Source organism: Marinomonas sp. AWM4_232 (genome assembly GCF_056158325.1).
In genome coordinates this window covers 741,283-764,154 of record NZ_JBSWTA010000001.1, presented here as the reverse complement: position 1 = coordinate 764,154, position 22,872 = coordinate 741,283, and the positions used below count along the sequence as shown (strand labels likewise).

Annotated in this window: 23 protein-coding genes and 1 tRNA gene; 20 read left to right on the top strand and 4 right to left on the bottom strand. The window is 42.8% G+C overall.

Annotated features, from left to right (window positions below):
• Window positions 1-166 precede the first annotated feature (166 nt).
• Window positions 167-1,468, top strand: coding sequence for a methyl-accepting chemotaxis protein (locus ACXAC1_RS03695; RefSeq protein ID WP_475058900.1), 1,302 nt, complete (start codon window positions 167-169; stop codon window positions 1,466-1,468).
• Window positions 1,469-1,486: 18 nt separating this feature from the next.
• On the opposite strand, the gene ACXAC1_RS03690 is transcribed toward ACXAC1_RS03695, so the two are convergent.
• From ACXAC1_RS03690 to flgA, 4 genes are all read right to left on the bottom strand, one after another.
• A tRNA-Arg gene (locus tag ACXAC1_RS03690) sits at window positions 1,487-1,562 on the bottom strand.
• 92 nt (window positions 1,563-1,654) lie between these two features.
• A complete protein-coding gene (locus tag ACXAC1_RS03685) occupies window positions 1,655-2,131 on the bottom strand; it encodes a flagella synthesis protein FlgN (protein WP_475058897.1) in 477 nt (158 codons plus the stop codon).
• Between the two features lie 18 nt (window positions 2,132-2,149).
• Window positions 2,150-2,461: a flagellar biosynthesis anti-sigma factor FlgM gene (flgM, locus tag ACXAC1_RS03680; RefSeq protein WP_475058895.1), complete on the bottom strand. Its 312-nt coding sequence runs from the start codon at window positions 2,459-2,461 to the stop codon at window positions 2,150-2,152.
• Between the two features lie 108 nt (window positions 2,462-2,569).
• Window positions 2,570-3,259 (bottom strand): flagellar basal body P-ring formation chaperone FlgA, encoded by a 690-nt coding sequence (gene flgA / locus ACXAC1_RS03675; RefSeq protein WP_475058892.1) that lies wholly within the window; start codon window positions 3,257-3,259, stop codon window positions 2,570-2,572.
• Between the two features lie 127 nt (window positions 3,260-3,386).
• On the opposite strand from flgA, the gene ACXAC1_RS03670 reads away from it, so the two are divergent.
• The 19 genes from ACXAC1_RS03670 to fliS all read left to right on the top strand — a co-directional run bounded on the left by ACXAC1_RS03670 (window position 3,387) and on the right by fliS (window position 22,871).
• Window positions 3,387-4,319 (top strand): chemotaxis protein CheV, encoded by a 933-nt coding sequence (locus ACXAC1_RS03670; RefSeq protein ID WP_475058889.1) that lies wholly within the window; start codon window positions 3,387-3,389, stop codon window positions 4,317-4,319.
• A 37-nt stretch (window positions 4,320-4,356) separates the two neighbouring features.
• The gene (locus ACXAC1_RS03665) at window positions 4,357-5,190 is read left to right on the top strand and encodes a CheR family methyltransferase (protein ID WP_475058887.1); all 834 of its coding nucleotides are present in this window, start codon (window positions 4,357-4,359) and stop codon (window positions 5,188-5,190) included.
• 189 nt (window positions 5,191-5,379) lie between these two features.
• Window positions 5,380-5,775, top strand: a complete 396-nt coding sequence (gene flgB / locus ACXAC1_RS03660) for a flagellar basal body rod protein FlgB (RefSeq protein WP_475058884.1) — start codon at window positions 5,380-5,382, stop codon at window positions 5,773-5,775.
• Complete coding sequence (flgC, locus tag ACXAC1_RS03655) at window positions 5,775-6,227, top strand: flagellar basal body rod protein FlgC (protein ID WP_475058882.1); 453 nt, start codon at window positions 5,775-5,777, stop codon at window positions 6,225-6,227. Before flgB ends, flgC begins: the two co-directional genes overlap by 1 nt.
• A gap of 8 nt (window positions 6,228-6,235) precedes the next feature.
• Window positions 6,236-6,940 (top strand): flagellar hook assembly protein FlgD, encoded by a 705-nt coding sequence (locus ACXAC1_RS03650; protein WP_475058879.1) that lies wholly within the window; start codon window positions 6,236-6,238, stop codon window positions 6,938-6,940.
• 14 nt (window positions 6,941-6,954) lie between these two features.
• The gene (locus ACXAC1_RS03645; protein ID WP_475058876.1) at window positions 6,955-8,694 is read left to right on the top strand and encodes a flagellar hook protein FlgE; all 1,740 of its coding nucleotides are present in this window, start codon (window positions 6,955-6,957) and stop codon (window positions 8,692-8,694) included.
• A gap of 139 nt (window positions 8,695-8,833) precedes the next feature.
• Complete coding sequence (flgF, locus tag ACXAC1_RS03640; RefSeq protein WP_475058873.1) at window positions 8,834-9,574, top strand: flagellar basal-body rod protein FlgF; 741 nt, start codon at window positions 8,834-8,836, stop codon at window positions 9,572-9,574.
• A gap of 34 nt (window positions 9,575-9,608) precedes the next feature.
• Entirely contained in the window at window positions 9,609-10,394 is a 786-nt protein-coding gene (flgG, locus tag ACXAC1_RS03635; RefSeq protein WP_475058870.1) for a flagellar basal-body rod protein FlgG, read from the top strand.
• Between the two features lie 10 nt (window positions 10,395-10,404).
• Window positions 10,405-11,064 (top strand): flagellar basal body L-ring protein FlgH, encoded by a 660-nt coding sequence (gene flgH, locus ACXAC1_RS03630; RefSeq protein ID WP_475058868.1) that lies wholly within the window; start codon window positions 10,405-10,407, stop codon window positions 11,062-11,064.
• Window positions 11,065-11,085: 21 nt separating this feature from the next.
• Window positions 11,086-12,162, top strand: a complete 1,077-nt coding sequence (locus ACXAC1_RS03625) for a flagellar basal body P-ring protein FlgI (protein ID WP_475058865.1) — start codon at window positions 11,086-11,088, stop codon at window positions 12,160-12,162.
• 20 nt (window positions 12,163-12,182) lie between these two features.
• Entirely contained in the window at window positions 12,183-13,136 is a 954-nt protein-coding gene (gene flgJ, locus ACXAC1_RS03620) for a flagellar assembly peptidoglycan hydrolase FlgJ (RefSeq protein WP_475058862.1), read from the top strand.
• Between the two features lie 112 nt (window positions 13,137-13,248).
• Window positions 13,249-15,225 (top strand): flagellar hook-associated protein FlgK, encoded by a 1,977-nt coding sequence (gene flgK / locus ACXAC1_RS03615; RefSeq protein ID WP_475058860.1) that lies wholly within the window; start codon window positions 13,249-13,251, stop codon window positions 15,223-15,225.
• 7 nt (window positions 15,226-15,232) lie between these two features.
• Window positions 15,233-16,450 (top strand): flagellar hook-associated protein FlgL, encoded by a 1,218-nt coding sequence (gene flgL, locus ACXAC1_RS03610; protein ID WP_475058857.1) that lies wholly within the window; start codon window positions 15,233-15,235, stop codon window positions 16,448-16,450.
• Window positions 16,451-16,464: 14 nt separating this feature from the next.
• Window positions 16,465-18,006: an HD-GYP domain-containing protein gene (locus ACXAC1_RS03605; RefSeq protein WP_475058854.1), complete on the top strand. Its 1,542-nt coding sequence runs from the start codon at window positions 16,465-16,467 to the stop codon at window positions 18,004-18,006.
• 207 nt (window positions 18,007-18,213) lie between these two features.
• Window positions 18,214-19,116 carry a flagellin N-terminal helical domain-containing protein gene (locus ACXAC1_RS03600; protein WP_475058852.1) on the top strand — a complete coding sequence of 301 codons (903 nt, stop codon included), beginning with the start codon at window positions 18,214-18,216 and terminating at the stop codon, window positions 19,114-19,116.
• 483 nt (window positions 19,117-19,599) lie between these two features.
• Window positions 19,600-20,490 carry a flagellin N-terminal helical domain-containing protein gene (locus tag ACXAC1_RS03595; protein ID WP_475058849.1) on the top strand — a complete coding sequence of 297 codons (891 nt, stop codon included), beginning with the start codon at window positions 19,600-19,602 and terminating at the stop codon, window positions 20,488-20,490.
• Between the two features lie 60 nt (window positions 20,491-20,550).
• A complete protein-coding gene (locus ACXAC1_RS03590; RefSeq protein ID WP_475058846.1) occupies window positions 20,551-20,994 on the top strand; it encodes a flagellar protein FlaG in 444 nt (147 codons plus the stop codon).
• A gap of 30 nt (window positions 20,995-21,024) precedes the next feature.
• Entirely contained in the window at window positions 21,025-22,419 is a 1,395-nt protein-coding gene (gene fliD / locus ACXAC1_RS03585; RefSeq protein ID WP_475058844.1) for a flagellar filament capping protein FliD, read from the top strand.
• 17 nt (window positions 22,420-22,436) lie between these two features.
• A complete protein-coding gene (gene fliS / locus ACXAC1_RS03580; RefSeq protein WP_475058841.1) occupies window positions 22,437-22,871 on the top strand; it encodes a flagellar export chaperone FliS in 435 nt (144 codons plus the stop codon).
• Window position 22,872: the final 1 nt, after the last annotated feature.

Here is a 22,872-nt window from a genome sequence, read left to right as displayed (position 1 = left end):
TTTAAAATCAAGTTCGCCTTGTCAAAACTTAAAGAACAGCTACTTTAAAATTACCAAGTTTGTACTAAAAATAACAATTTCTGGGCGGCTTCTAATTAATATTAATGACTACTAGTGCAAACAAATTTATTGATGACAAAAGGGACTTATTTGAGCGGGGGTAGTTATGTTCTCGATTGGAAATAAAAAGAACCAACAAGCATCTAAATCGGCAGATCTAGAGGAATTAACGATACTAAAAAGTGAGTTGGATGCAATACGGTCTCATACTGCCTTCATACGATTTGATCCAAATGGAAACATACTCAACGCGAATGGAATTTTCTTAGCCGCAGTAGGTTATACCTTAGAAGAAATCGTTGGTAAGCACCATCGAATGTTTTGTAAGCCGGAATATGTTGAGTCAAATGAGTATCGGAACTTCTGGTCCGACCTTGCTAGTGGCCATGCCTTTGGCGGGACCTATGAGAGACTCAACAAAAACGGCGATATCTTATTCCTTGAAGCGAATTATTTTCCTGTCAAAAATGAACAAGGAACGGTGACAGAAGTTATTAAGATTTGTAACGACGTCACTAAAACCAAGCAGGATTTGAGTAATAAAAATGCCATACTTGAAGCTCTAGACCGATCGCAAGCGGTCATCAGCTTTGAACCCGATGGAACCATTCTAGACGCTAATCAGAACTTCCTTAATGTAGTTGGATACAGCCATGAGGAAGTAGTTGGTCAACACCATAGAATGTTTTGTGATGATGAGTTTTATCGTCAGAATCCTGACTTTTGGTCAAAGTTAGCTAATGGCGAGCTATCTCATGGGCGTTTTAAACGTATCGATAAAAGTGGCAACGTGCTGTGGCTCCAAGCAACTTATAACCCGATCTATGATGACAAAGGTCGAGTTCATAAGGTGATTAAATTTGCATCGGATATCACCGAGCGAGTGAGTCTAGCAATGAGCGCTGTAGACATGGCCGCTGCAACATCGGAACAGACGAGCCAAATCACCTCAAATGCTGTGCAAGTTCTTAGTGAAGCAGTTGATACGTCACATAATATTGCAGAGCAGGTTTCTGAGGCGACACGTGTTGGTGAGCAGCTTATGGAGCAGTTTAAAAGTATCGCCGACATTGTTGTGACTATCCGCTCAATTGCGGATCAAACCAATTTGTTAGCGCTAAATGCAGCCATCGAAGCGGCTAGGGCAGGGGATGCTGGACGAGGCTTTTCCGTGGTGGCTGATGAGGTACGACAGCTTGCGAGTAATACGTCTGACGCGACCGCAGAAATTACAAAAGTTGTGGACTTTAACCATGAGCTGATTAAGCAGATTGATACGGCATTGACTGCAGTATCAGGTATTGCCATGCATGGGGAAGAAAGTATTAGCAATGTTTCCAAAGGTTTGGAAGAGGTCAGCCAAGGGGTTGAGCAATTTGTGCAAATGGTGGAAGCGATGCGCCCATAGCTGTGTAAATTTAAAGAGTGGCGTCTCCACCAGGACTCGAACCTGGAATAGCCGCTTAGGAGGCGGCAGGTATATCCCGTTTACCTATGGAGACACGCCACAAGGATTATATCAGCGATATGTTATCAGGCAAGCCAAAGTTCTATAGCTGGCTGTTCTATAAAGGAATTTATGGAAAAGAGAGACCTAGGCACGGCCAATGGTATGTTTGCTACTGACTGGTCTGGTGTTACCGCTAGAGGTATAGACTTTATTTTTACGGTTATGGCCCTGAAGCATTTCGAACAACGTTTTGTTGCGTTTTTGTAATGTAGACAAAACCCGAGCGTTGGTTTGGTTAGCTTGTTTGCACACCTTCAATAACTCGTCGCATTCTGCGATGAGTAATTTAACGTCTTCCATGTTGTTTTGCTGATCAAGCCAATCAAAGAACTGTTTATCACTAGGTTGCTTGGGGTGTAAAACTCCAAACTTTATTAGCATGCTTTGACGTTTAGCGTTGGCACTATCGATTGCATCAAGCAACGATTTTTTTTCTGAAGCTAGTTGAAGTATATCGTCAGGTGTGGCAGTGGCTAGAGCGCTGCGCTCACGCAGGAGAACCTCGGACAAATGTTCGAGGTTCTCTTTGATTTGAATAAACAGCGGGGCAAGCGGAATCATGAGAAGATCCTAATTGAGTTAGGCAAACAACTCATCGATCGAAAGCATGCTGCTTGCTAACTTTTCGGTGTCAATCTTGTATTCACCTGCAGCAATGGCTTGTTTGATTTGTTCAACTTTATCCATATCAACCTCAGATTCATTATCTGAACCTTTTACTTGCAGCGATTGCGCAACGCTGCTCAACTGAACAGTATCTTCTGCTAAGGATTCTTTGCTGTTTACTGAGTTCGACTGTGAAGCGTTATTTGCTTCATCTTTTTGAACTCTATCGTTTTTGTTTGTTGATAGGGTAGGCTGAGTACCTACACCAGAAATATTAATAGCCATGTTACTTGCCTCCAGAATTAGTCCGCTAATTCAGTTATCGGTCTTACAAGCCTAAACTTTAATAAAAAGTTAAGCTATTTTTAACTGAAGATAGCAAGTCTTGATTTGTTAGTAGTTTACTAAAACCTCTGAGTCGCTGACAACTTTTCCGTACACAATTCGACCAGAACTTGTGTTTTTGACACGTATTTGCTGCCCTTCTACGCCATCCTCTAGGGCTGTGCCGTTCATTCTTACTGAAATGTTGTCGCTTTGAGCAACGATCAGGACACGACTTCCCTTTTTAACTAGATTTGGCAGCTCGGTTAATTGATCTGTTAAGAATGTATTAATCCGTATGTTGCGTGCGGCTATCAATCCATAAGGAGGATTGGCAATAGTATAAAGGTGCCCTCTGATGTTATTGAGGTTTGTTTCACCAATGACGGTGTTTTTTTGGTTGATGGTGCTACCTCTTGGAATAGGGGTAATGGCTTTGATTCCTTTCACGAAGATTTCTTGAGTAACAGGAACATACGATTTCCATGTTGGTGAAGAGCAACTGATGCCATATGATGTTCTTGATGTTGCTTCGGGACGTTGATTTTCTATGCTAATAGGTTGTTGGCAGTCTGGTAGGTAATTCAATGCCACTTTGTTCTGAATATAAATATTGATTCGAGCATTCGGGTAGATTGATTGTAATCTTTTGTATTCAACCTGTTTAATAAATTGTTCGATTTGGGTTTCTATTTGTGACGCACTACTCCAACTGGATAAAAAAAAGAGTAATATGGCTATAGGCTTATTGTGACCCATCGGTAATCTCCAAGGATATCGACTTGGGTTAGTAAAAATAACAAAATCACTCTATCATTTGATGAGAGATTTTCATAACAATAGGGTTTCTCCCTGTATAACAGAGCGCAAATTTTAGGAGGCTTTTATGGCCGGAGTTCTCGAGAGCGTAAACCAGCGTACCCAACTCGTCGGAGAAAACCGTCTTGAATTATTGCTTTTCCGCTTAAACGGCAAGCAGATTTATGGCATCAACGTTTTTAAAGTTAAAGAAGTGTTGCAGTGCCCCAAATTGACTAGCATGCCCCATAGCAGTCCTGTTGTACGAGGCGTTGCGCATATTCGTGGTGGCACCATCCCCATTCTGGATTTGGGGCTGGCCACTGGCGCCAGTCCAATTGAAAACATTGAACACTGCTTTGTGATCATTACCGAATACAACCGCCGTATTCAAGGTTTTTTGGTTCGCGGTGTTGAGCGCATTGTGAACATGAATTGGAGTGATATTCAGCCGCCACCAAAAGGTTTATCTAACGATAACTATTTGACTGCTGTCTGTCAGGTTGAAAAAGAAATGGTTGAAATTATTGATGTAGAGCAAATCCTTTCTGAGGTTGCTCCAACGCGTCAAAATATTTCTACGGGTATCGTGACAGATGATATTCAGGAAAATGCGAAACAGCATCATATTCTGATTGTTGATGACTCTTCTGTAGCACGTAAGCAGATTAAGCGTTGTATGGAAGATGTAGGCTTTGCTACAACTGTTTTGTGTGATGGCAAAGAAGCGTTAACTTATCTACAAAATTTGGTCGCAGATGGAGTTGATGTAACCGAGCATTTTTCTATGGTTATTTCAGATATTGAGATGCCAGAGATGGATGGTTACACATTGACGACAGCTATTCGCAATGATAGCCGTCTTCAAGACCTATTTATCTTGTTGCATACCTCTTTAAGTGGTGTGTTTAACGAAGCGATGGTGAAAAAAGTAGGAGCGGACGGCTTCCTAGCTAAATTCCAACCTGACGAACTTGCTAGGATCGCTATTGAAACGGTTGCGGCAACCGAAGAAGCGTAAGGTTTCTTATGTCAGTGATCCGCAGTAAGGAGTGTGCATGCTAAGTAGTTCAGGTTCGATCTCTCCTCAAGGTTATGACCGCTTTCGAAAGTATCTTGAGAAAGAGAGTGGTATTTCCTTAAGCGATAATAAGCAATATCTTGTCGCAAGTCGCTTAGGCAAACTGTTAGAGCGAGAGAAGTTCACGAAAATTGAAGAGTTGGTTGCCGCACTCGAACGAAGCGGACGAGTCTCCAAGCTTCGTGAAGAAGTGATTAATGCCATGACGACAAATGAAACGTTGTGGTTCAGGGATAGTCATCCTTTTAAAATTTTGAAAGATGTGATTCTTCCGCAAATGGATAAGCGTCCAGTTAGAATTTGGTCTGCAGCGTCCTCTACAGGACAAGAGCCTTATTCGATTAGTATGATTCTTGAAGAGTTTAAGCAATCCAAACCAGGGATGTTAAAAGCAGGTGAACGGATCGTTGCAACGGACATTTGTACAAATATTCTTCAACATGCCAAACAAGCCGAGTATGACAGCTTAGCTATTGCCAGAGGATTGAGTCCAGAGAATCAAAATCGCTATTTCGATAAGATTAATGATGCTGTATGGAAAGTGAAGCCTCATATCTCTTCAAGGGTGGAGTTTAAACATCTAAATTTGATTGATTCGTTCACAACGCTTGGAAAGTTTGATGTTATTTTCTGTCGTAACGTACTGATCTACTTCACTGCTGAAACTAAGCTAGATATTCTTAAACGAATGCATGCATCTTTAAATCCTGGTGGTTATTTATTCTTAGGCGGATCTGAAGCGCTAAGTGGGTTGTCTTCTATGTTTGACATCGTTCAATGTCACCCCGGTATTGTTTATAAAGCGAAATAGCTTACACGATATTTTTTGCTATCTTTAAAAACGGCAACTTACTTTTAAGTTGCCGTTTTTTGTTTGCCGCCTATTGCCAGTTTTGAGTCTGTTGTTTTCTAAGGTGTTGATATTTAATGTTTTTTATTTCTGGCACTTATTTTGCTTTATTAAGCTCAAATAAGTTGTTGCTGTCGAAATGAGGTGTTTATGTCGATTTCTTTCCAAGATGCATTTGCGGGACACGATCAGATGTTGCTGTTTCGTACTGCACGTGCCTCTGTGCTAGCAAACAACATTGCCAACGCAGATACGCCTAACTATAAGGCACGTGATATCTCGTTCGAATCAATGTTGTCAGCGGAACGAGATCGTATTCAGCTAGCTGGTGATGATGATCAGCATATTGCTGGAGAGAGCTCATTTGCTAAAGATGATGACTTGCTTTATCGAAATGGTAGTCAGCCTTCTTTGGATGGAAACACAGTTGACATGCAGCGAGAGCAAGCAGAGTTTGCGCAAAACTCATTGCAATTTGACACCAGCTTTATGTTTTTGGATAGAAAAATCAGCGGCATGAAGAAAGCGCTGACTGGAGGACAATAATGTCGTTAAGTAATATTTTTGCCATTTCCGGTTCAGCGATGAGTGCTCAAACTGTCCGCTTAAATACGGTTGCCAGTAACATTGCCAACGCTGATAGTGTGGCCAGCTCTGCCGATCAAACCTATCGTGCTCGCAAACCTGTGTTTCAGCAGATGATGACTGATGCTTTGCGTGAACGTGGTTGGAATGCATCGGATGATATTACTTCTGGAGCGTCTGGCATGGGTGTTCAGGTGGCCGGAATTGTTGAATCGGATGAGCCGTTAGAGCCCCGTTATGAGCCAAATAGCCCGATGGCAAACGAAGAAGGTTATGTTTTTTATCCGAATGTGAATCCGGTCGAAGAGATGGCCGACATGATGTCTGCTTCGCGTTCGTTTCAAACAAACGTTGAAATAATGAACTCTGCTAAAAGTATGATGCAGAGAATGTTGACCTTAGGTCAGTCCTAAGGGGGTGAATGATGTCTGATATCAACACAAACTCTGCATTATCTAGCTTGATATCCCAATACGGGACCGATGAAGCAAAGGCAAAATCTGGAATAACAGCGACAACCAGTACTGAGAGTGCTGATGGTTTAGCCAATCAGGATGTGTTTTTGCAGCTCTATATTGAGCAGCTTAAAAATCAAGATCCAACTGAACCGCAAGATACAGGTGACATGGTTTCGCAAATGGCTGAATTTAGTTCATTGGAGCGTCTCACAAATATGGCCTCAGAGATGTCTAATATGACGGAAGCTCTGATGTCTAACCAAGCATTAACTGCTTCAACATTGGTAGGAAAATCAGTATACGTTGATAGCGACACGGCGACGGTAACAGATGGTAGCTCAGTATCCATTAAAACGTCATTTCCAGATGATGCCCAAACAACGACTCTAAACATCTTAGATGCCAGTGGTGAAGTTGTTAAATCGGCCACACTTACTGATGAGAATTATACATGGGATGGTACGGATAATGACGGTAATGTTGTAGAGAACGGTGAATATACGTTTAGTGTGACGTCACGCAACGCTGATGGTGAGGTGACAGAGTTAAGCACTCAAGTTCCGGCTAGAATAAATAGTGTCACTATTAATGGTTCAGACGGAACAACTTTGAATGTTCAAAATTACGGCAGTTTAGCACTTAGTGACGAGATTGAAATCGTCAGTTAGCGGAGGAAATAATTATGGGTTTTAATACAGCACTGTCAGGTATCAAAGCGTCCGCTGACTATTTAAGCGTGACTGGTAATAATATTGCTAACTCTGATACAACTGGCTTCAAGAAGTCTCGGATAGAATTTGGTGATTTATATAATACAAGTGTAGTCGGGGCTGGCAGTAGTAATACGATTGGTAGTGGCGTCAGTGTCAACAACATTGCTCAGGAATTCTCAGCAGGTAATATTTCAAATACGGATAATAATTTGGACTTAGCCATAGATGGTTCAGGCTTCTTTGTTGTTGATCAGGGCGGGACTCAAACATATACACGGGCTGGCGACTTTAAGCTTGATTCTGAAGGCTATCTAGTGACAAATGATGGTGGTGTGGTTCAAGGCTACAATGCTGTCGATGGGATTATTGCTGGGGCTTTAAGTGACCTTCAGGTTCCAACAGAACGTATTGCGCCAGAAGCCTCAACAGAAGTTGGGGTCGAGCTAAACCTAAACTCTGAATCTGAAGACGTGCCTGCATACATTGGGTCGACATTTGATCCGGGCGATCCGGATACTTATACCTATACGCAAACGGCCAATACAGGGGGGGCTACACCTCAGGCTGTCACACTGTATTATGCTAAATCTGAATTGCCTAATACTTATCAGGTATACGCTACGGTAGACGGTGAGCAAGTAGACCCAGCAACCGGAACAGCTTACTTGGCAGATACCTATGTCACATTTGATGATGCCGAAGGTACTTACTCCGAAGCCATCACGGGCACTGCTACTCCTTATGCTCCGTTATATGTCGGAGGAACTGAACCGACTGCAACGTCTGACCTAGTCGATCCAACAACGGTCAATGCTATTACTGTGGCTGGTGTAACGTTTGATTATACTGGCGGAAATGAAAACTATCTTGAACCTGAAAATGTTGCTCGAGAAGCATTTGATCCGGCGGACCCTGAGACGTACACCTACGGAAATACCAACACTATTTATGATGCGTTGGGAGAGAAGCATACGATCGGCTACTACTTTATTAAACAGGGCGAAGACAATACTTGGGAAGTGAAAGTAACCGTAGATGGTGAAGTGAATAACCCTGTTGAGCAGCCCGTTATTGATCCTGCAACTGGTAATCAGGCAACGGATGCAGCCGGGAATTTACTGTTTGAAACGGTGCCTTATTTAGCTGACGATACCGTTGTGAAATTCGATAACGAAGGCAATCTAGTGGGCGCATACAATGGTTTTTTCCCATTTGCAACCGCGAGCCCGACTCAATTAAGTATTGTCGGCTGGGACCCAACAAACGCTCAGGCGGAGTTGGCCATCGATTTTTCTAACAGTACCCAATATGCACTGACCAGCTCGGATCGTTTTTCTCAAGACGGCTTCGCTGCGGGAGAATTGCAAGGTGTTAGTTTTGATGAGGATGGAATGTTAGTGGCTAGCTATACAAACCAGCAAACGGCTGTGCTAGGGCAAATTGCATTGGCTGTGTTCGATAATCAAGATGGCCTTACTCCTGCCGGAAAAACTGCATGGGTGGCAAGCTCTGACTCAGGGGCGGCAAATGTCGGCAAGCCGAATACTGGTACATTTGGTAGCATTCAAGGCGGCGCTCTTGAGGAATCCAATGTGGATATTACTGAAGAACTAGTGGCATTGATTGAAGCTCAGCGTAACTATCAGGCTAACTCTAAGACCTTAGAGACTGAAAATACTGTCACTCAGACGATTATAAACCTACGTTAATCATTATTAGCGATTAAAAAGCCCAGCATATGCTGGGTTTTTTTATGCCTGAAAAACGCAATTTTCAGACTTGGCACACTATTTGTTACACACTATTTATTATTTGTTTTAAATCCGTTTTTAATCGTGGGTATGAAATATGGATAGAGCGCTGTATTTAGCAATGAGTGGTGGTACGCAAGTCATGAATGCCCAAACTATTCATGCAAATAACCTTGCCAATGTTTCGACCACAGGTTTTCGATCTGATTTTGAACAAGCTCGATCTATGCAGGTCAACGGTGATTTTTATCCTTCACGTGTCTATGCCATGACGGAGAATCCTGGTACTAACTTTGAAATGGGGCCTCTACAAAATACCGGACGCTCAATGGATGTTGCTATTCAAAACAATGGTTTTATTGCCGTGCTGGATGGTAGTGGGCAAGAAACCTATACCCGTGCTGGAGATCTTCAGTTGACACTTTCTGGTCAGTTGGTGACAGGTACGGGCTTGCCTGTCATGGGGGCTGCGGGACCCATTTTTCTCCCTCCTTTAGATGATCTTGATATCAGTGAAGATGGGACCATTTCCATAATTCCCCAAGGTGGCGACGGCACTCAGATAACCGCTTTGAACAGAATTAAACTTGTGTCCGCTGAACCTGAAGCTTTAGTAAAAGGTGATGATGGCTTGATTCGAACAAAAAGTGGTGAGCAATTACAACAGGATAATTCAGTTCAAGTGGTTTCAGGGTATCTAGAAGGCAGTAATGTTAATGCGGTTGAAGAAATGACCAGCATTATGGAGTTGTCTCGACGATTTGAAATGAACATTAAAGTTATGAATACGGTGCGTGAAAATGAAAACGCATCGGCGCGAATTCTTGAACGTAGTTAATACAGCTACGTGATTCAGAGATAAGGAGTACGATATGCATTCAGCTCTATGGGTTGCTAAAACAGGTTTGTCTGCGATGGACAAACAATTGGCCGTTATTTCGAATAACTTGGCTAACGTATCGACCACAGCATTTAAAAAAGACCGGGCGGTATTTGAAAACCTGCTGTATAAAACACTGCGTGCGCCAGGTGGTTTGTCTTCACAGAATACCGAATTGCCGTCAGGGCTGCAGTTAGGGGCTGGTGTCCGAGTAACAGGAACTCAAAAGAATTTTGAAGAAGGCGACTACAATATTACGGATCGACAATTGGATGTAGCGATTCAAGGCGGTGGTTTTTTTCAAGTACAGCAACCTGACGGTACTATTGCTTACACGCGTGATGGTCAATTTCAGCTCAATAGCGAAGGTACTATAGTGGATTCCACTGGCTTGGTCTTAGATCCTGGCATTACGGTAGATCAAGATGTCGTTGAAATTACCATTGGCGAGGATGGCGTTGTCTCTGTTCTTAGGGGAGGTGCGACAGATACTGAACAGATAGGGGTGATAAATATTGCCACTTTCATTAATGCTTCTGGTTTGAATTATTTAGGTAGCAACCTGTATCAAGAAACAACCGCAAGCGGAGCCCCTGTAGTTGGTGAGCCAGGGACTGATGGTCGAGGTTATCTGAGCCAAGGTATGTTGGAGTCTTCAAATGTGAACTCTATAGAAGAGTTAGTGAATATGATTACCACACAGCGTGCCTATGAGATGAACTCTAAGGTGATTTCGGCTGCTGATGGTATGTTGAGCTTCGTTAACCAGCAATTATAAAGAGCCATTTATGCGTTTATTATTTGCTTTTATCCCAGTTGTTTTAGTTGGTTGTGCTGCGGTCGAACCCGCTCCGGTTTCTGACGATCCATACTACGCGCCAGTAATTCAACCATCTGTTCAATATAGTCAAAACAGTGATGGTGGAATTTATCAAACGGGAATGGGAGATGTGTTTTTTGGTGACAAGAAAGCGCGTCAGATCGGTGATATTCTGACCGTTACCCTGTCCGAAAGTACAAGTTCTACCAAGTCGAACGCTGCTTCAGTGTCCAAGTCTTCCTCGGCCACAATTCAAAACCCTACCATTTTAGGTATTCCTGTAGGGTTGGATACTAGCTTACCGGGCATGAATAGTGACTTTTCAGGTAATGCGAACGCTAATCAAAGTAACAGCTTATCTGGTAGTATTACCGTAACCGTTTATGATGTTTACCCAAATGGGCTGCTGGCCGTTCGGGGTGAAAAGTGGATAACATTGAATCGTGGTCAAGAGTACATCCGTTTGTCAGGCTTGGTTCGTGAAGCGGATATCAGCTCTGATAATACAGTTGAATCAACGCGTCTTGCAGATGCAAGAATTGCCTACTCTGGAACTGGTGAACTAGCGTCAGGAAGCGAACAAGGCTGGTTAACAAGAGCGTTGAATACTAGTTGGTGGCCATTTTAATTACTACGTGGATTCTAGTGTATGAAAACCCTGATCTTAACACTCTCTTTGCTTTTATGGGGAGGGCTTGCTTCGGCGGAGCGCCTTAAAGATATTGCAAGCGTAGAAGGTGTGCGTGATAACCAACTTTTTGGCTACGGTCTAGTTATAGGTTTGAATGGAACGGGGGATGATACGGATTTCACCAATCAAAGTTTCATCAGTATGCTGAACCAGTTCGGCATTAATTTACCAGATGGGGCGGATACGGATTCAGATAATGTGGCGGCGGTATCATTAACGGCTACGCTTCCGCCATTTTCGAAACCAGGCCAGACTATTGATGTAACCGTTTCCTCTTTGGGGAATGCGAGTAGTCTTCAAGGTGGTACACTGCTGCTGTCAGCTTTAAAAGGGGCGGACGGGCAAGTGTATGCCATTGCTCAAGGTAATCTTGTTATAGGTGGTTTGGGGACTGCTGGTGTTGATGGTTCCCGCCAATCAATTGCTACGCCAACTGTGGCAAGAATTCCAAATGGTGCGAGTGTGGAAAAGGCGGTAGCGAACAGCTTCAACCGTGGTGATACTCTTACCTTCAACCTTAATCGACCAGACTTTACGACTGCAAAACAAGTAGCGGATAAGATTAATAGTTTGCTGGGTCCAGGTGTCGCTCAGTCTCTTGATGCTACATCAATTCGTGTAACGGCGCCGCGAGATCCCTCGCAACGGGTGACCTTTCTGTCGATTCTTGAAAACTTAGATGTTGAATTAGGTCGTGAAAGGGCGAAGATTGTTGTCAATTCACGTACAGGCACCATTATTATTGGTCAGGATGTCACCGTATCGCCTGCGGCAGTGACGCATGGCAGCCTTACTGTGACGATTAATGCTAACCCGGAAGGTGATTTTCCTGGCGCGGGCCAAGCGTTGGCACCTCGTCAGGGACTTGAAACAGACGAAGGTAGTGGCCATATGTTTGTTTTTAATCAGGGGGCATCTTTAAATGATATCGTTCGAGCTGTTAACCAAGTTGGGGCGGCACCGGGTGATGTGATGGCTATCCTCGAGGGATTGAAGCAAGCGGGTGCGTTAAATGCCGATTTAGTCGTTATTTAGACTATGAGCGCGGAGGAATCATGAGCCGAATCGATAACAATGCTTTTTTTGCAGACTTTAACTCTCTGGTAAGTCTTAAAGCGCAAGCCCAGCAAGACCCTGATGCAGCATTAAAAAAAGTGGCTCAAGAGTTTGAGTCGATCTTCATCAATATGATGTTTAAGAATATGCGATCTGCCAATGAAAATATTGGTGGAGGATTGTTTGATAGCGCTCAAACAAAACAATACACCGAAATGATGGATTCGCAATTGGCCCAGTCATTGGCTAACGCTGGTGGTATAGGTCTGGCTGAATCACTGATTAGACAACTTCAGGGTAATGGGAAAAGTTTGTCTTCGAATGAGGGTAATGAGCTGGGTTCAGAGGCAAACTTTCTACGTAATTTGTCGACTCTCGATGCGGAAAGAGTCCGTGCCGTGGCGAAGCGGGCTGCACAAGACTATACCGAGTCTGCGCAACAAGTAGTGGATGCAGCCAAGTTAAAAGCAACAGATGTTGCGTTTGATTCTCCAGATAGCTTTGTGCAAACGCTATGGCCTCATGCGCAAAAAGCAGGGGAGCAGCTAGGAGTTGATCCCAAAGCTATCTTGGCCCAAGCCGCTTTGGAAACGGGCTGGGGAAAATACCCGATTGCAAAAACCGATGGCAGTCCCAGTTATAATTTGTTTGGTATCAAAGCCGATCATCGCTGGTCTGGAGATAAGGCTCTGGTGAGCACATTGGAGTTCAAGGATGGGGTAGCTCAAAGGGAGAAGGCAGCATTTCGTGCATATGACTCTTTTTCGCAAAGCTTTGACGACTATGCTGATTTCTTGAAAAACAGTGAACGATATCAAGAAGCATTAGAGGCTGGCGATAATGCGGCAATGTTTGCCGCTTACCTGCAAAAAGGTGGCTATGCCACAGACCCTAACTACGCTGATAAGATTACTAATATTCTGTCGAGTAAGTGGTTTAAAACCCTTCTATAACAACATCTTGTGTGAGTTTTCAGCTCTCTCCTCTAGTTTTGGTAAAGTTATTGCATCTCAAGTCGATATAGAAATATGCGCGCTAGCGTTTCGTGTCTGAGAGGTTAATAACATGGCGAGTCTTTATTCCATAGGTTTATCTGGGTTGCAGTCGAGTACGGCTCGAATTACCACGACTGGTCAAAACACAGCCAACGTAGATACGGAAGGCTACAGCCGTCAAACCACTGCAACAGTGAGTCAATCAGGCGGTGGCGTTTTAATCCAAGATACTGATCGTATTGTGAATCAGTACATCAATCAGCAAGTTTGGTCTGACACCTCTAATTACAATTTTTATGAAAGCTATCATTCTATGATGACGTCTTTTGATTCGGTTATCGGTGAAGACAGTGTGTCTATTAGTGATTACTTAGATAATGCTTTCAGTGCATTGCAAACAGCGAATGCGGATCCAACGGATACTGCCGCCCGTTCCAATGCTTACTCAAACTTTAAGCAATTAGCCTCACAATATAACGATCTAGCAAATTACATCTCAGACCAAAGAACGCTCGCTAATGAGGAGCTTGAGAGTAATGTGTTGTCTATTAACAACTTGACTGATCAGATAGGTAACTTAAATGCGCAGATATTTAAACTTGAATCTACGACAGGAAGCGCTGCCAACGAATTGCGAGATCAGCAAGAGCAATTAGTCAAAGAGTTATCAGAATATTTAGATATAAAAGTTAGTTATGATGATAGTGAACTGATGACAGTTAATCTCGCCTCGGGTCAGCCTTTAGTTCTTCAAAGTAGCAATAATGAGCTGCGCTTGACATCCGATACCAGCAACCCTGATGGTGAATTGGGCATTGAGCTCGATTTTGGTAAGTATGAATTAAATATTCCGACAGATGAATTGGGCGGGGCAATTGGTGGCCTGGTTGAATTTCGTAATGAATTTATCACGACTGCAGAACGTATGCTTGGTCAGCAAGCATTGGTATTTGCCGATGTGATGAATCAGCAAAATCAACTTGGTTTGGATGCTAATGGTGACTACGGTATCAACCTTTTTTCAACTTCAGAGATAGAGGTTACTGCAAATACTGAAAACAGTGACGAAAACTTCGGTATTGATGTGCGTGTAACGGATGGAGCATCTAGTGAGATAACTACAGATACGTATGAAGTCGAGATGATGTCTCCAACTACATTTAAACTAGTTACTTATGATTTGGACGGAAGAATTAAGCGCGAATCGAGTATAGTGGACACTTCCACTGCAACTCCTACTTCTAGCGGCTATTTCCAAGTCGATGGTTTTGGGGTAGAGATTTCATTTGACTCATTGCCAAACTACACGGAAGGAGATCGTTACCAGTTTGCTCCAACTAAAAATGCTGCGGAGTCTATTAAAATGACGGCTCGCTCAGGTGATTATTTAGCTCTTTCGGCACCAATTGCTGTATCAAGTGCTAGTACTAACCTTTCGGATGTGACTATTTCAATCTCGTCTATTACTAATACAGACTTTACGGATTCGGCATTTACTGCTTCTGGTGGGCTATATAGTGCGGCGCCTCAGACCTTGTACTTTACTGCTAGTGATGCGGTCGAGATAAGAGACGGTAGCGGTACAGCATTGGCAACTTTGACAGGCATTACGGATTACTCAAACTTATTAGAGCAAGCTGGGCTTGCTGAAGATGCAGGTTATGATATTAGCTTAGATGGTCCACCAGATGCTGGTGATACTTTTACTATTGCTTTTAACTCTGATGGTGAGTCTGATAACTACAATGGCTTAAAGTTAGCGAACTTGCAGAGTGAGAATACTGTAGAAGGAAGTCGGTCTTTTACAGAAGCGTTTTCATCATTGGTGACAGAGGTCGGTAGTTTAACGGCAACGTTATCCACCAATATGGACGCGAGTGAGACAATAATGAATAAATCGATTGCTGCTCGAGATCAAGTCTCTGCTGTTAGCTTGGATGAAGAGGCAGTTAACTTGTTGCGATACCAGCAGTCGTATACAGCGTCAGCTCAGGTCTTGTCTGCTGCTCAAAGTACATTTGCAACGCTGATTGGTGCGTTAGGGTAGGTGATATATGCGTGTTACAACGAACTTAATTTTCAATCAGTCTTCACTATCGATGCAAAAGGCGAATGAGCGCTATTTAAAAGTTCAGGAAAAGATTGCTGAGCAGTCTGATATTGTAAGGCCAAGTGATGACCCTAATGGTGCTGGTCAGTTATTGCGCTATGACGCCGATACTAAGCTGCTAGAGCAGTATGATCAGAATATGACCCTAGCAAGAAACTCCATTGAATACGAGTCAGTTGCGTTAGAGAGCCTGAATAGTACATTAGATGAAATTAATGTGCGCTTGATCCAAACAGTGAATGGAGCAAACTCTCAAGACGACTTAGATACATTAGCGGGTGAAATGGAGTCTTTGTTGGCTTCAGTTGCCGACTTAATGAATTCTAAAAATTCAAATGGGCAATATATTTTCTCAGGCACAAATTCGAGCTCACCTGCTTTTATCAAAGACACAAGTGGGAAGTACGTCTATGCTGGCAACGAAGCTCAGCAGATGTCTCAGATAGGCGATACCATTTCTATAGCGACAAATGACTCTGGAAAAACAGTGTTTCAAGATGCTTGGACTCGTAATACGGTAACGGCTACCTCTTCAGTGGGGACAGCTACTTTATCCTACTCAATATCAGACCAAGATGCTTATGACACTTTTGTTGACAATAATTACAGCGCAGTCAATGCTGCGTTAAATGATTTCACATTGACGACTACTGCGGGATCTCCAGACCAGTTTTCTATTACAGATAGTACCGGTGCTGTTTTAGCTTCTGGAGATTATGTGTCAGGTGAAGCGATTACTTTCAACGGTATGGAGTTTACTTTAGATGGCGCAGCAGGCAGCACGGTCGATATTACGTTAGATCAGCCGATCCGAGATAACGTTTTAAATCAAGTGATGGATGCGATTAATGCTTTACGAGACCCTACTTTGACGAACAAAGAAAGGGAGTATTACCGTCTTAACGCAACTACCAGCATTGAGAATACTCAGGTTAATATTGCTACGGCATCCTCCTCTGTCGGTGCGCGAATCAATACGATAGACAATCGAACTGAATATGGCTCTGCGAAGCAGATCTATAACAAACAAGCCCAAGAGAATATTGGGGGGCTGGATATTTATAAGGCAACGACAGAGCTTGAGTTAAGTGAGTCGGCTTTATCTGCTACACAGCTGTTATTTCAACGAATAAGTTCTCTCTCTTTGTTTAACTCGATTTAGTTTAAAGGCATGGTATGGCAAAGTTTGATGTAATAAGCTTATTTGGCGTAAATATTGACTTTGCCTATTTCGATTTATTTGAGTTGCTCGAAGTGTTGGGAATCAGCCGGCACATTCTTGAAACAGAGCGTGTAGCCAACCTAATAAAAAAACATGGCGAAAAGCATCATATTGTGAGCATTGCCATTCGACAAGTGCTCTTGTCTGAGTTAAAAGCTACTCTTAATAAAGAGCTGCTACCATTTCATTCCCCCTTTCGAGATGTTCATATCACCAGTACAGACTATGAGCGGCGTTATGAAGCTGAAGAGAAGCTTATAATGTTATGTTATTCTATTTCTCTAAGTAAGTCTGTAACGAGCGTTAGGCGTTTGAAAGGGGAGGGACTATCAAAAACTCTTAGGGAGTTCCATTCAAAAGGGAAGAGTTTGTATGACTATTTTCGCTCCATCTTAAATGATAATACTCGTGACTATGTGTTGGCTTACAAAGAAGGGAGAATAGAATCAAATGGCTTACTGGCGAGCGCGATTGAATCTGAAGAAAATGGAAAGGAGACTGAAGGTAGGCCTCCTCAAGCTGAATCAGATCAACAGCTTATGATTGCTCGCAGGCATAATACTGCGACAGTGCCATTTCATAAGGAAATTGAACGCGCGACTTCTCTAATGATGCGGGGTGTTCAGCTATTGCAGGAAGAAGCAAAGCTGACAATTTCTGGAGAACCGCTGAGTGTAGCTAAGCTTTCTGGTTTATGTAAAAAGCTGATGGAGTCTTATGACCGTAATCCATACTCACTTCTTGTCGCGCGGCACATACAAAACTCAGAAGATTATATTGCACAGCATTCAATTGCCTGTGCAATTTTGGCTTGTCACTTATCCAAATCTCTTCAGCTAACTCCCCGCTTTATAGAAGTCATTGTGCTTGGAGCGCTGTTATTTGATATAGGGCGCTTTAAATTGCCGGATGCTATTGCCAAAAAAACAGGAAAACTGACAGAGGCGGAGTTTCAGCTTACTAGAAAGCATTTAAGCTTTGGGGAGGTACTTTTGTCTGGCTCGTCGGAGATACCTAAAGTCGTCTACCAAATGCTTTGGGAGCATCACGAGCGACTTGATGGTTCTGGCTATCCTCAAGGAAAGTTTGACGATGAGATCAGTGCTTATGGGAAAATAGGTTCTATAGTTGATGCATACGACTCCCTTACATCAGAGCAGGCTCATCGGGCAGCTTTAACTCCAGCAGAGGCGCTCAGAAAGATGAAAAAAGAAGCTGGGGTAGCCTTCGATAAAAACATCTTAACTCTTTTTATAAAGAGCTTAGGCCCAATCCCTGTAGGGTCTTGTGTCGCCTTGTCAAATGGCAGACTCGGTTTTGTTCTTACGCTTAGTGATGCACTTTCTCCGTCTTTAGTGAGGCAGGTGTATAGCATTACTACTAAAGCGTTTATTTCTCCATCAGATATCTCTCTTGATAAAAACGATGATGTGAAGGTGTCGAAGGTTGTATTACCTGGCGACTTTGATCTTCGCTTTATTGATCATATTTCTTAAAAAAGTATTAAAGATCTCCAACCACTGACCGTAAATGTAAGTACAGCGACGCATAATTATTGTTTACGAAGCGAAAGAAAAAAATTTAAAAAAATATTAAAGATTTTTCTGGATGTGACGATAACTTAAATATGCAAGATGCAGCCAAATAATCAATTAAATCAAAAGGTTGCGATAAAGAATTTACATTTCTAGGAGAACTTAATCATGGCTTTGTACGTAAATACCAATACATCATCGCTTAATGCACAACGTCAATTGATGAGCTCAGGTAACACGCTTGATACAGCTTACCAGCGCTTGTCTTCAGGTTTGCGTATTAACAGTGCTGCTGACGATGCAGCGGGTCTGCAAATCTCAAACCGTCTGACTTCTCAGGTTAACGGTCTAAACCAAGCCGTTCGAAATGCCAACGATGGTATCTCCCTAGCGCAAACAGCAGAAGGCGCGATGGACGAAACAACTAACATGTTGCAGCGTATGCGTACATTGGCAATTCAATCTGCTAACGGCTCAAACACTGATAAAGATCGTGTAGCCCTACAGCAAGAAATGGGACAGCTAGCTGAAGAGATTAACCGTGTAGCTGAAACGACGACTTTTGGTGGGCAAAACTTGCTTGATGGTACATACAGTGGTGTTTTCCAGGTTGGTGCTGACGCTAACCAAACCATAAGTTTCTCTATGCAGTATATCGGAGCTAACAATAGTGTTGATTTGACTACAACCACACCGCAAGGTTTTAGTGTTGAGGGACTTATTCAAACAGCCTCTTCTACAGGTGTTCAGTCTTTGACGGCAAGTACGATTTCAATTTCTTCAGCAGCTAACGCTCAAAGTATGATTGCTGCAATTGATAGCATGATTGCTGCCGTGGACTCAAAGCGTGCTGAATTGGGTGCTGTTCAAAACCGATTTTCATCGACTATCAGTAACTTGAGTAATATTTCTGAAAACGTATCGGCAGCACGTTCACGTATTCGTGATGCTGACTTTGCCGAAGAGACTGCGACTCTAACAAGTGCGCAAATTTTACAGCAAGCAAGTTCAACTATTCTTGCGCAGGCGAACCAACGTCCTCAGACAGCACTTTCATTGCTAGGGGGCTAATACATAAAAAAAGAGCGGCTGATCAGGCCGCTCATATCTTGAAGCTTATTTCGAATGCCGGAGGCAAGAGGTTTGGCGAAGACATTCGAAACCTTTCTCGCTTCTTACTCCTAGAAGTGATTTTTGAGCCAAGTGTTAGCGCACTTGGCTTTTTTTATGGGGGCATTGGCGTGCTCCCATGACTTTAATACAGCAAGCAGCATGCCAAGACATAGAAATAGTTCTAATAACTGATTTTAAATATTTTTTTAGCGATTTAAGAAAAAACTTATTGAGGAAAAAACCATAAAAAACAAAGTATTGCCGACTTTGGCGGTGTTTTTTTGCCATGAGCGGAAAAAAATATCAAAAAAACGTTAAAGTTCCTTTTAGCTTCGCCGTTAACGTAAACAAGAGGTTTTAGGTGAATTTAGATTTGGCGATCTTTTCACCAATTAAAGGTTTGCTTGGCAGCAAGCCGCATGGCGAAACTAGGAGGCTATTATGGCTTTATATGTAAATACTAATACTTCATCTCTGAATGCTCAGAACCAGTTGATGAAATCTGGCAATACGCTTGATACAGCTTATCAACGTTTGTCTTCTGGCTTGCGAATCAATAGTGCTTCTGATGACGCGGCAGGCCTACAGATTTCTAACCGTCTGACTTCTCAAATCAATGGTCTGAACCAAGCAGTTCGTAACGCGAACGATGGTATCTCTCTAGCGCAAACTGCAGAGGGTGCAATGGATGAGACTACTAACATGCTTCAGCGTATGCGTACGCTTGCGGTTCAGTCTGCCAACGGTTCAAACACTGACAAAGACCGCCTTGCGCTTCAACAAGAGATGGCGGCACTTGGTGAGGAGATCGACCGTGTAGCAAGTACTACTACTTTTGGTGGTCAGAATCTTTTGGACGGTACTTATGACGGTACTTTCCAAGTGGGCGCAGACGCAAACCAAACCATTAGTTTCTCTATGGGCTATGTTGGAGCTAGCAACTCTGTTGATATGACCAGTGGTGGTTTCACTGTTGAGAATTTGATGCAGACAGCCTCTTCTACAGCAATGCAGTCTTTAACAGCTTCAACTATCTCTATTTCATCTGCAGCCAATGCTCAAAGTATGATTGCTGCGATTGATAGTATGATTGCTGCGGTTGACTCAAAACGAGCTGAGCTGGGTGCGGTGCAAAACCGTTTCTCATCTACTATCAGTAACTTGAGTAACATCTCTGAAAACGTTTCCGCTGCGCGTTCTCGTATCCGTGATACAGACTTCGCAACAGAGACTGCTTCATTGACAAGTGCGCAAATCCTACAGCAAGCAAGTTCATCTATTCTTGCTCAGGCTAACCAGCGTCCTCAAACTGCGCTATCCTTATTAGGTTAATAGAGTAATATCTAAAAGCTGGAGTATTACTCCAGCTTTTTTGTTTTTGGGAGAGAGCCCATGTCTATTAGTTCTGATTTTTCAAGAAACTCTTTGTCGCCTTTGCAAACAGGTCAGCAAACTCAAGTTAGTGAGCAAGAATTTGTCGACGCAAAGCAAAAAGAGTCTCAAGTGATTAAACAATCTGCCGATATAAGTAATACGTCAGAAGATTCCAAAAGTGGCAATGATCTTGCTTCTTCTAATGGCTCATCCAACCAAGAAGTTGTTGATGAAGTGAAAATGGAAGAAGTCAATATCAAGATGCGCCAGCTCAGTGTGGGGCTGTCGTTTGAAATGACTGAAGACGGATCTGACAATATTGTAAAAGTTGTTGATCAAGAAACGGGTGATTTGGTGAGACAAATCCCATCTGAAGAGTTTCTTGAAATGTCAAAACGCCTCGATAGTATTTTTGGCGAGCTGACAGATTTAAAAGGAAACTTGATCAATAGCGAAGTGTAATATCAGCCTAACAGCTGAAAGAGAGGAATTATGTCGGTTACATCGTTAGGTGTAGGTTCAGGTTTGGACCTAGAAACGCTCGTTACTAACATGGTTAGTGTTCAGCGGGACACTAGGGTGGCTGCTTACGAAGATAAGATCAGTGATTTTGAATCGGAAGTATCCGCTTACGGTGCGATTAAATCCGCTCTTGAAGCGTTTGAAGACGCAGTTGAAGATCTAAGTGATGAAAGTCTTTTTACTGGTCGTACGGCGACGACAACACAACCTTCCTCAGGTGATATTGTTTCTGTGACTGCAGACAGTGACGCCTCAAACGGCTCCTACAACATTTCTGTTTCCCAGTTAGCTCAAGGTTCACGTAGTGTTTCTGCGGCCGGTTTATTTTCATCCGGCGATGATGTTGTTTCTGCGACAGGTGGTGACCTAACGTTCACTGCAGGTGATGATACCTTCACTATCTCAGTTGCTGCGAATACGACATTGTCCGAATTGCGTGAGCAAATTAATGATGCGTCAGACAATTTTGGTGTGTCTGCTAACCTAGTTGACGATGGCAATGGGAATGTTTACTTAACATTGAATTCTGATGTATCAGGCGACGGTAATGATTTGGTAGTGACGAATACTGATGAGTCATTGGACAATGTATCTTCTGTTGCGACAGGTACTGGTACGGCTGGTCTGAGTATTGCCGCTGGTGATGGCGCTCAAGATGCAATCATTTCCGTTGATGGCATTACTATCAATAGTGATACCAATACATTTGAGGGTGCAGTGTCAGGACTGACCATCAAAGCGCTGGCAGAGTCAGAATATGATGGTAGTGGTAACTTAGAGGCTGCAACCGCAGCTGTTAATTACGACACTGATACAGTTAAAGAAACACTAGAGTCGTTTGTGAAAGCTTACAATTCACTGTTGACCAAATTTGATACCTATACTGCTACCGGTGCAGTGTTAAATGGAAGTAGCTTGATACGAGGACTTGAATCTTCTTTGAATTCAGACCTTATGACAGTGTTTGATGACGCTGGTGCTTTGAGTTCTATCTTCGACCTTGGTATCGAAATGGACGACAATAATTACTTGTCTCTCGACTCTGCTAAGTTCAGCGAAGCTATGGATGAGAGTTACGATGATGTTGTGACTCTGTTTTCATCTGAAAACGGCTTAGCGAATATTATGTCTGACTATCTAGATAACTTTACTGGCTCTGGCGGTCTTCTTAAAGACATGATTGATGCATCCCAAGAGTCAGTAGATAAAACAGAGACGCAGCTTGAAAATTACGAGTACCGAATGGAGCTGTATGAAGAGCAGCTAAGAGAGCGTTTCACAACGCTTGATACGTTACTTGCGAGCATGTCTTCAAATGGGGACTACTTATTAACTCAGTTAAGTAGCTTGAGTAGTAGCAGCTAATCGCTAAAGAGGTTTATATGTACGGTAATAAAGGCATTAACGAATATAAAAAAGGTTCGTTAAAATCGGATTTAGCATCTGCAGACCCACATCGTGTGATACAGCTTCTAATGCAAGGGGCGTTAGAGCGACTTGCTTTAAGCAAAGGGTTTATCGAACGACGTGACATGGAAGCTAAATCAAGTACGTTGACGCGAGTGGTAGAGATTATTAATGCTTTGCGCGACTCATTGGAGAGAGATGCAAATCCTGAGTTAGTTGATAACCTTGATTCTTTATACGAATTTATGATTGCCCAGATCCACGAAGCAAGTCTAAATATGGATATTGAGAAAATAGATAGTGTAATGGCTCTTTTGTTACAGATTAAAGGTGCCTGGGATCAAATAGGGGAAGCAGATAAGCAAGAGGCTTATGCTATGCAGTCGCAGCAGAGACTGGGTACAGCTTAGT

What these genes read in the sequence shown, in the direction of transcription:
- flgA (WP_475058892.1), bottom strand. Translation starts at nt 3,259, where the DNA reads ATGGGTCACAATAAGCCTATAGCCATATTACTCTTTTTTTTATCCAGT.
- flgC (WP_475058882.1), top strand. Translation starts at nt 5,775, where the DNA reads ATGTCGTTAAGTAATATTTTTGCCATTTCCGGTTCAGCGATGAGTGCT.
- ACXAC1_RS03670 (WP_475058889.1), top strand. Translation starts at nt 3,387, where the DNA reads ATGGCCGGAGTTCTCGAGAGCGTAAACCAGCGTACCCAACTCGTCGGA.
- flgJ (WP_475058862.1), top strand. Translation starts at nt 12,183, where the DNA reads ATGAGCCGAATCGATAACAATGCTTTTTTTGCAGACTTTAACTCTCTG.
- fliD (WP_475058844.1), top strand. Translation starts at nt 21,025, where the DNA reads ATGTCGGTTACATCGTTAGGTGTAGGTTCAGGTTTGGACCTAGAAACG.
- flgL (WP_475058857.1), top strand. Translation starts at nt 15,233, where the DNA reads ATGCGTGTTACAACGAACTTAATTTTCAATCAGTCTTCACTATCGATG.
- ACXAC1_RS03625 (WP_475058865.1), top strand. Translation starts at nt 11,086, where the DNA reads ATGAAAACCCTGATCTTAACACTCTCTTTGCTTTTATGGGGAGGGCTT.
- flgG (WP_475058870.1), top strand. Translation starts at nt 9,609, where the DNA reads ATGCATTCAGCTCTATGGGTTGCTAAAACAGGTTTGTCTGCGATGGAC.
- ACXAC1_RS03600 (WP_475058852.1), top strand. Translation starts at nt 18,214, where the DNA reads ATGGCTTTGTACGTAAATACCAATACATCATCGCTTAATGCACAACGT.
- ACXAC1_RS03590 (WP_475058846.1), top strand. Translation starts at nt 20,551, where the DNA reads ATGTCTATTAGTTCTGATTTTTCAAGAAACTCTTTGTCGCCTTTGCAA.
- flgK (WP_475058860.1), top strand. Translation starts at nt 13,249, where the DNA reads ATGGCGAGTCTTTATTCCATAGGTTTATCTGGGTTGCAGTCGAGTACG.
- ACXAC1_RS03605 (WP_475058854.1), top strand. Translation starts at nt 16,465, where the DNA reads ATGGCAAAGTTTGATGTAATAAGCTTATTTGGCGTAAATATTGACTTT.
- ACXAC1_RS03645 (WP_475058876.1), top strand. Translation starts at nt 6,955, where the DNA reads ATGGGTTTTAATACAGCACTGTCAGGTATCAAAGCGTCCGCTGACTAT.
- flgB (WP_475058884.1), top strand. Translation starts at nt 5,380, where the DNA reads ATGTCGATTTCTTTCCAAGATGCATTTGCGGGACACGATCAGATGTTG.
- fliS (WP_475058841.1), top strand. Translation starts at nt 22,437, where the DNA reads ATGTACGGTAATAAAGGCATTAACGAATATAAAAAAGGTTCGTTAAAA.
- ACXAC1_RS03650 (WP_475058879.1), top strand. Translation starts at nt 6,236, where the DNA reads ATGATGTCTGATATCAACACAAACTCTGCATTATCTAGCTTGATATCC.
- ACXAC1_RS03685 (WP_475058897.1), bottom strand. Translation starts at nt 2,131, where the DNA reads ATGATTCCGCTTGCCCCGCTGTTTATTCAAATCAAAGAGAACCTCGAA.
- ACXAC1_RS03595 (WP_475058849.1), top strand. Translation starts at nt 19,600, where the DNA reads ATGGCTTTATATGTAAATACTAATACTTCATCTCTGAATGCTCAGAAC.
- ACXAC1_RS03665 (WP_475058887.1), top strand. Translation starts at nt 4,357, where the DNA reads ATGCTAAGTAGTTCAGGTTCGATCTCTCCTCAAGGTTATGACCGCTTT.
- flgF (WP_475058873.1), top strand. Translation starts at nt 8,834, where the DNA reads ATGGATAGAGCGCTGTATTTAGCAATGAGTGGTGGTACGCAAGTCATG.
- flgH (WP_475058868.1), top strand. Translation starts at nt 10,405, where the DNA reads ATGCGTTTATTATTTGCTTTTATCCCAGTTGTTTTAGTTGGTTGTGCT.
- flgM (WP_475058895.1), bottom strand. Translation starts at nt 2,461, where the DNA reads ATGGCTATTAATATTTCTGGTGTAGGTACTCAGCCTACCCTATCAACA.
- ACXAC1_RS03695 (WP_475058900.1), top strand. Translation starts at nt 167, where the DNA reads ATGTTCTCGATTGGAAATAAAAAGAACCAACAAGCATCTAAATCGGCA.